Origin of the sequence: Embleya sp. NPDC059213 (assembly GCF_042754445.1) — a bacterium.
Classification (GTDB): Bacteria; Actinomycetota; Actinomycetes; order Streptomycetales; family Streptomycetaceae; genus Embleya.
The window spans coordinates 66,200-73,739 of the sequence record NZ_JBHZAV010000027.1 but is presented as its reverse complement, the minus strand read 5'-3'; the positions used below and the strand labels follow the sequence as shown (position 1 = coordinate 73,739).

The window sequence follows — 7,540 nt, the reverse complement described above, 5'->3', positions numbered from 1 at the left end:
GGTCGACCGTCTCGACACCGTAGACGGTGTCGCGGCCGTCAAGGTGCCGCCCGCGACACCCGGGCAGGCGTTCTCCGTGATCACGGTGGTTCCGGACACCTCCCCGCAGTCGCAGGCGACCGGCGATCTGATCGAGCGTCTGCGCAAGGACGTGGTCCCCGCCGCCGAGCACGGGAACGCGCTGCGCGTGCACATCGGTGGGAGCACCGCGAGCAGCAACGACTTCGCCGACGCCCTGATCGCCAAGCTGCCACTGTTCGTCGCGATCATCGTCGTGCTGGGATTCCTGCTGCTGATGCTGGCGTTCCGCAGTGTGCTGGTGCCGCTGATCGGCGCGCTCACCAACCTGCTGACCCTGGGAGCCGCACTCGGGGCGATCGTACTGGTGTTCCAACACGGCTTCGGCAGCGAACTGCTCGGGGTCGGCTCCGCGGGGCCGATCGAATCCTTCGTCCCCATCCTCGTCATCGGTGTGATGTTCGGCCTGTCCATGGACTACCAGGTCTTTCTGGTCAGTCGCATGCACGAGGAATGGACGCGCACCCGGGACAATCACCGCGCGGTCCGCGTCGGTCAGGCGGAGACGGGGCAGGTGATCGTGGTCGCGGCGGCCATCATGTTCAGCGTGTTCGCGGCCTTCGCCGGTGGCGGCATGCGCGTCATCGCCACCTTCGGCGTCGGCCTGGCCGCGGCCATCGCCCTGGACGCGATCGTGGTGCGGATGATGTTGGTACCCGCGCTGATGCATCTGCTCGGTCGAGCCAACTGGTGGCTGCCGTCGTGGCTCGACAAGGTGATGCCGCGGATCTCCGTGGAAGGCGCGCACCAGGACGCGCCGACACCCGCGACCAGGGAGGCCCCGACGGCGCACGCCGGCCGCTGACACCCCGTCCACCGACGACTTGCCGCCCTTTCGGCCCTGGTCGGCACGGATGACATCCCGTGCCGGCCGGGGCCTGCGTACCGTGCAGGAGTGCGCATGATCACCACCGTCCGCGACTACCTCGCGGCACATCGTCGGGCCAAGGACGCGTTCCCTGGTGCGCTGCTCCTCGTGGTCTCGGTGTTCGCCTCGATGGCGGGGCCCTCCGGCTGGCACGGCCCGCGGGCCGCCCCGGTGCTGTGGACGGCGGCCGCCTGCGCGCCGCTGGTGTGGCGTAGCCGCGCGCCCGTCCTCGTGACCGTCGCCGTCGCCTCGGTGGAGGTCGTCCACCTCGCGTCGGCGCCGGGCCAACCGCTGGTACCGGGGGCGAGCCTGATCGCCCTCTACACTCTCGCGTCGCGTCTGCCCCGTCGACAGGCGTGGGTCATCGGCCTGGTGGTTACCGTCGCGCTGACCGTCGCCCTCGCCGCAAGCCGCTCCGACGAGGTCTTCGCGGCAGGGACGCTCGCCTCGTTCGACCTGCTGGTGCTGTCGGTCGCGCTCGGGGACCTCACCCGCTCGCGGCGCGCGCATCTCGCGGCACTGAGCAAGCGAGCCGAACAGGCCGAACGCACGCGTGACGACGAAGCCGCCCGCCGGGTCACCGCCGAGCGCGTGCGCATCGCGCGGGACCTGCACGATGTGGTGGCCCACCACATCACCCTCGTCAACGCCCAGGCGGGCGTCGCCCAGCACCTGGTGCGCACCGATGCCGAGGCCGCATACCAGGCGCTGGGCCAACTGAAGGACAACAGTCGGGCAGCTCTCGACGAACTACGCGCCACGGTCGGCTTGTTGCGTCAGGACGACGACGTATCGGAACCGCGCACGCCGGCCCCCACACTCGCCGACCTGGACGACCTGGCCGCGTCGTTCGTCCACACCGGCCTGCCGGTACAGGTCACGATCACCGGCGCCCTCCGGCCGGCGTACCCCTCGATCGAACTGGCTGCCTACCGGATCACCCAGGAGGCGCTGACCAACACCGCCAAACACGCCGGCCCGGGTGCAACCGCCCGGGTCCACCTCGACTACGGAGACACGGCGCTGCGGGTGGAGATCACCGACACCGGCAACGGAGTTCGCGCCGCCGACATGGCCGCCACGGACGGCCACGGCCTGATCGGCATGCGGGAACGCGCCGCCGCGTTCGGGGGCACCCTCACCGCCGGCCCCGGCCGGGGCGGGGGCTTCCGGGTCGTCGCGGAACTGCCCTTGCCCCAAGACCCGGGAGACGCCCGATGACCATCCGGATCCTCCTTGCCGACGATCAGGCGCTGCTGCGCGGCACCTTCAGGCTCCTCATCGACAGCCAGCCCGACATGGAGGTCGTCGCCGAAGCCTCCACCGGCGCGGAAGCCGTCGAGCGTGCCCGCACCGCGTGCGCCGACGTCGTCCTGATGGACATCCGGATGCCCGTCCTGGACGGCATCGAGGCCACCCGGCTCATCGGCGCCGACGAGGACCTCGCGGGCGTCAAGATCCTGATCCTGACCACGTTCGAGGTGGACGAGCACGTCGTCGACGCGCTGCGCGCCGGAGCAAGCGGCTTCCTCGGCAAGGGCATCGACCCGCCCGAACTACTGGACGCCATCCGCACCGTAGCCGCCGGCGACGCACTGCTCTCGCCCACCGCCACCCGCCAACTCATCGCACGGGTCGTCGCCCAACCGGCCGCCGCCGACCCGCGCACCGCGCGCCGCCTGGAACTGCTCACCCCCCGCGAACGCGAGGTCACGACCCTCACGGCCCTCGGCCTGTCCAACAACGACATCGCCGCACGTCTGCACGTCACCCCCCTCACCGCCAAGACCCACGTCAACCGGGCCATGACCAAACTCGGCGCCCGCGACCGAGCACAACTCGTCGTCATCGCCTACCAAACCGGCCTGGTCACAGCCGGGATGTAACCCCCGCAGACCGGCCACGCGCGGGGCACACGCGCCGGCACGCGCCTTGGCCGGTCCGGGCGGGCGCAGTGTTCGTGTTGCCCACCCGGAAGCGGCACAACCCGGCGCGGCGCCCGTCCGGCAAGGCCCGAAGCCCCGCCGGGGGCCGGTGGCCCGTACCCGTGTCGAGGGTGAGGCGAGCAGTCGAGCCGGCCGCGGCTCCGGGTGGCACCGTGGCCGGCTCCTTGGCAACCGTTGCTACACGGCGGGGGATCCGCAATAGCCTCCCGTGAGGCAGGCCCGGAAGTTCAGATCCCTCAGGTTGGTGTAGTCGCGATCGAAGTTGCCGCCGTTCGCGGCGGTCGCGACGGGCGTCCAACCCTGGCCCTTCCAGCGGGCCTGAAGGATGACCCACCGGCCGTCCTTCGGGTTGAGATCGTAGAACGTTCCGTGGAAGCGCCCGTTGTAGTTGCCGCTGGAGTTCGGGTACCAGTTCCAGCAGACGTACACCTTGCCGGCGGAATTGGAGGTCACCACGGTCCGGCACGCGTCGCCCAGTGCCGAGGTGGCAGCGCCCGCTTCGGTCGCGGTGCCGGCAAAGCCCAGTGTCAGTGCGAGGGTCGCGGTCAGCGCCGCGACATGCCGCTTCTTGCCCTTGATGAACAACGTTTCTCCTGTGGGTCGTCGGGTCTTCGATGGGCGATCAAGGCTCGCCGGCCGTCTCGCCGCGGCGCGACGGCTCTCTCGTACGAAGGGTGGGTTCCCATCGGCGGGTCGCGATCCCCAGGCGGGGATCCGCTTCCCCAACGTCCCCCGTACGAGGTGAGTCGAGAACGAGCCTGACATCCATCGGTTTCGACCGCCATGCCCTTCACCGGCAGCCACAGGGTTCCGGCCATCGAGGATGGCGCAGCGTGGTGCGCTTTCATTTCACCGAGGCGGATCTACGCCGGGTCGCTCTCGCGCTCAACGCCCTGCTCGAAGTCGCCCTCGGTGTGCGCTACCCGATATCCGCACACGCACCCGGCCGAGATCACGTGGTCGCGGGCGGGACTTCGGGAATGGCGACAACGCGTCGGGGGAGCCTGGCTCCACGGGCGGGACTCCTCCAGGACCTGGACCCTCCGCAAGGAGGCGTATTCGACTCCTTCTGCCAACTCTCGGCTCCCGAGCCGAGCGCCGGTGTCGACCTCGCCATCCGTACCCCGACCCGGGAACCGGCGGACGAAATCGCCGCGTTGCCTCGCCGTCTCCGCGTACCTCTCCCGCGTCCGGGAGGCCGAGCCGTGCGGGGTGCGCCGGGGTGACGTCCACTGGGCGGAAACTTGCTTCCTCCAGCGCGCTCAGCATGGCGGCGCGCAACTTCCCGCCGACCTCGTCGAGCCCGTCCAGGAACAGCGCGATCCGTCCCTCCGCCGGCAGATCTCGCGCCCGGGCGACTCCGCCTCTGCCCCGGAACAGGGTGTACTCGCGGGCGAGTCGGCCCGCCACCCAGTCGGTCGGAAGCTCCTTTGCGGGGTCCCAACCGAACGGCGTGAGCATCACCGGCACGGGGATACGGGTCCGCCGCCTCGCGGTGCCTGAGCGCCTCCCGCAGGAGCAGCAGGGCGGCGGACGTCTTGCCCACCGCCGGCGAGCCCACGAGGAGCAGACGGCCCGAGGCCAAGCCGCCGTACACCGCGTGCAATTCGGGCAGGGTGCCCCCTTGGCGCAGATCGTCGAGGGTGACCGCCTTCAACCCGGGCAACGGGGTGAAACGGGCACGGCCCTTGTCGGCGATCGCCCCGTCGATCCGGCCTGCCACTTTGCGTTCGGACACCTGCCATCGCGTCGGAAGAGGCGCGGGTTCCAGGAGCCGCCGCAGCTTGGCTTCCTTCTCCCACTCACGATGCACGGCCTTGGCCGGCGAGTCGGCCGCGACGTCCAGTGGGGGCGCGGGGCGGCGGCCTGTTGCGTCAGGACGATTTTCCGGATGTACCCGGTGTTGGCCACGCTGTTGTTGTCGGCACGGGCGTCCCCGGTGTGGCTCACATGTATCGAGCCTGCGGGGGCGGGGTCGGCTCGGGTGTGGTCGGACACCGCCGGGGCGCCGTCGCGGGCGGTGGCATCGTCGGCCTGCTCGGCGGCTACCGCCGTCTCCCGCGTGGCGTCTGCGGTGTCGCGTCCTCCGGTGCCGGGATCACTCTCCGGGTCGGGGCGGCGGCCGGGCCATCTCACCATGGGGACGGAACCCCTCCCATCCTGTGGTCCTCTCGGTGTGGGTCGGCCGAAGCCGCCACCCGTACTCGCTTTGCTGCCGGGCCCGTTCGCAACGGCAGCACCGGTTCGCTCCACCCGGCAGCCGACGATACCCGCCCGTCTGCCCGCAACAGCATCGAATGAACTTCACCCGTACGCAAGGACATTGCCGCACGGCCACCGGATTCGGCCGCACGCCGCCGGCACGACGGCGACCGCGCACCGCCCGCCCCGGGGGCGCGCACTTCCCACCACCGCCCGCGTGCGCCTGGGCCGCGAATCGTATGCGTGTCCGACACCCCGGGTGGGTACCGAACACCGTGCAATGGGCCCGCTGTCGGGCCCACAGGGCCAGGCCGGGCCCGCCGGTGGCGGCACGCGCGCCGGCCGCGCCGAGTGCGGCGAAGGCCGGAACTCGGGCCTGCCCGTACGCAGTCGGGACGGGTATGGGAGACTCGCCGATCACCCCAGGAGGAACGCGTGTCTCTTTCATACCCCGAGTTCATCCCGGGCGCCGGAGCGAGCCTGGCAACGAGGAGCGTTCTCGCGGGCGAGAGCCGGATCCGCTGGGTACACCGCAAGCCGTCCCGGCAGCCGGCCGACAACGGGTGGCGCATCCTGGGCGACTCGGACACGGGCGAGTACCTGTCGAACGCGAAGAACTGGGCGCCCGTCGATTTCAACGAGCTCTGCGCCATCGAACCGGCCCTCATCGGCATCTACGACTTCCCGGTCGGGTCGGAACTCCAGTTCGTGCGTGAGGGCGGGGGAGTGTTGATCGTCGACGTCGAGTCGGGCCGCGAGGTCCCCCGGAGCGCGCTCTACGTGCCTCCGCAGCACCGGGCGGGCGACGAGGGCTGATCGAACACGGGACACGTTCACCCTGCGCCGTGCCTTGCCTGCCTCGACCCCTTGCCGACGAAAGCGCGGTTGATCTCCGATGGACGTGGTACCCGACGGGATCGACGACCTCATCGTGTCGTTCCTGGGTGGCGACAACAGGGCCGGCGCGAGGCTGGTGGCCGCTGGACCGGTGAGTCTGCACCGTCTGATCGGCGCACTGGCGGTTCGGGTCGACCCGGGCCGGGACGCCCCGGGGGCAAGGGGGGAGCGCTGCGGCCGGGAGGAGTTCGAGCACCTCGACCGGTTGGAGCGGCTCCTGGTCCGCGCGTTTCCCGAGGCCCTGTTCGATGCGGTGGCGCACGACCGCACCCTCGAATCGGCGGTCATGCGGATGCTCAAGAGTGTCGACGATCCCCGCGCGGTGCCGATTCTCGAACGCGGGCTGCATTCCGACAGCGGGGCCCGCTGGTCGGCCCTGTGCGGTCTGGCCGTACACGGCACCGCCGATCACACGGAGGCCGTTGTCGACTGCCTGGACGACGCGAGCGAACTGACGCGGTCCGAAGCATTCGACGTGCTCGGGCGACTGGGGGACGCCCGCGCAATCGAACCCTTGCTGCGCAGACTGAGCGCCGACGATGCGCACACGGCGAGACGCGCCTCGGCGGCGCTGGACCGCATCGAGCGACGTATCGGCGGACCACTGGCACCGCCGGTCTGGCTCGACATGGGCCGCGCGAGCTCACCACCGGGGGCGCGGCACCGTTCGGCGAACCGTGGCGCGTGATGGAGGGCTTGGTGGAGCGCGGGCGGACGGTCCGCGACGGTGAGGTGCTCGCGGTCCTGGAGAACGACTACGTCTCGACCGAGCTCACGGCTCCCGGGCCCGGCACGGTCACGGACGTTCGGATCTCGGTCGGCGACGAAGTGTCCGACGAGGTCGTGGCCGTCGTTCTCCAGACCCGGCGGCGCATCGGCTAGTGCCCCCGGCCATCGCCGAGAGCAGTCCGAAACGATCCGCCGATCGCGCGGCCACCAGGACGGGGCCGACCAGCGTTTCGTGCTTTCCCGGCCCCGCCCGGTGCAGGCCGAACCGGGGGGACACGCAGGCTCGGCGGCCGGACCGTGACACGGGTGGCGAGACGAGCGCCGGCAAGTCGAAGCATCGGTGCGAGGCTGCGCGCGCGGCCGGCGGACCGGGCGGGGCGGCCGCCCCGCCCGGGTTGTGCCGTCGGGTCAGTTGTCCTTCACCAGGGACGCGAGTGCCGCGTCCAGGAGTGCGGTTGCCTCCTGGGCCACCGGGCGCAGGGCCTCCAGGCCGGTGAAGGCGACCATCGTGTGCGGGTCGAGGGCCTGCACGAGGGTGTGGTCGCCTTCGCGACGGACGACCACATTGCACGGCAGCAGTAGGCCGATGGCCCGGTCGGCGGCGAGTGCGCGGTGCGCCAGCGGCGGGTTGCAGGCGCCGAGGATCAGATAGTCCTCCATGTCGTGGTCGAGCTTCGCCTTCAGCGTCGCGGTCACGTCGATCTCGGTGAGCACGCCGAAGCCCTGCGCGGCGAGTGCCTCGCGGACGGCCGCCACGGTGGTGGTGAAGTCGGAGTCCACGCGGACGGTGCGGTCGTAGGTCATTGCCGATCCTCTCGTT

General features: G+C 71.1%; 8 protein-coding genes. 6 read left to right on the top strand and 2 right to left on the bottom strand.

Going from position 1 to position 7,540, the window contains the following annotated elements:
• From ACFXMF_RS13595 to ACFXMF_RS13585, 3 genes are all read left to right on the top strand, one after another.
• A partial coding sequence (locus tag ACFXMF_RS13595) for an MMPL family transporter (RefSeq protein ID WP_380020634.1) occupies nucleotides 1–883 on the top strand: 883 nt, incomplete at its 5' end.
• A 96-nt stretch (nucleotides 884–979) separates the two neighbouring features.
• Nucleotides 980–2,167 (top strand): sensor histidine kinase, encoded by a 1,188-nt coding sequence (locus ACFXMF_RS13590; RefSeq protein WP_379989760.1) that lies wholly within the window; start codon nucleotides 980–982, stop codon nucleotides 2,165–2,167.
• Nucleotides 2,164–2,832, top strand: a complete 669-nt coding sequence (locus tag ACFXMF_RS13585; RefSeq protein ID WP_379989761.1) for a response regulator — start codon at nucleotides 2,164–2,166, stop codon at nucleotides 2,830–2,832. Before ACFXMF_RS13590 ends, ACFXMF_RS13585 begins: the two co-directional genes overlap by 4 nt.
• A gap of 237 nt (nucleotides 2,833–3,069) precedes the next feature.
• Here ACFXMF_RS13585 and ACFXMF_RS13580 read toward each other — a convergent pair whose 3' ends face one another.
• Nucleotides 3,070–3,477 carry a hypothetical protein gene (locus ACFXMF_RS13580; RefSeq protein WP_360310019.1) on the bottom strand — a complete coding sequence of 136 codons (408 nt, stop codon included), beginning with the start codon at nucleotides 3,475–3,477 and terminating at the stop codon, nucleotides 3,070–3,072.
• Nucleotides 3,478–5,529: 2,052 nt separating this feature from the next.
• Between ACFXMF_RS13580 and ACFXMF_RS13575 the strand changes: the two genes are divergently transcribed.
• From ACFXMF_RS13575 to ACFXMF_RS13565, 3 genes are all read left to right on the top strand, one after another.
• The gene (locus tag ACFXMF_RS13575) at nucleotides 5,530–5,910 is read left to right on the top strand and encodes a DUF2185 domain-containing protein (protein WP_379989762.1); all 381 of its coding nucleotides are present in this window, start codon (nucleotides 5,530–5,532) and stop codon (nucleotides 5,908–5,910) included.
• Between the two features lie 79 nt (nucleotides 5,911–5,989).
• A complete protein-coding gene (locus ACFXMF_RS13570) occupies nucleotides 5,990–6,679 on the top strand; it encodes a HEAT repeat domain-containing protein (protein WP_379989763.1) in 690 nt (229 codons plus the stop codon).
• Nucleotides 6,679–6,873 (top strand): biotin/lipoyl-containing protein, encoded by a 195-nt coding sequence (locus ACFXMF_RS13565; RefSeq protein WP_379989764.1) that lies wholly within the window; start codon nucleotides 6,679–6,681, stop codon nucleotides 6,871–6,873. Before ACFXMF_RS13570 ends, ACFXMF_RS13565 begins: the two co-directional genes overlap by 1 nt.
• Before the next feature lie 255 nt (nucleotides 6,874–7,128).
• Here ACFXMF_RS13565 and ACFXMF_RS13560 read toward each other — a convergent pair whose 3' ends face one another.
• Complete coding sequence (locus tag ACFXMF_RS13560; protein ID WP_360310025.1) at nucleotides 7,129–7,524, bottom strand: DUF302 domain-containing protein; 396 nt, start codon at nucleotides 7,522–7,524, stop codon at nucleotides 7,129–7,131.
• Between the last annotated feature and the right edge of the window lie 16 nt (nucleotides 7,525–7,540).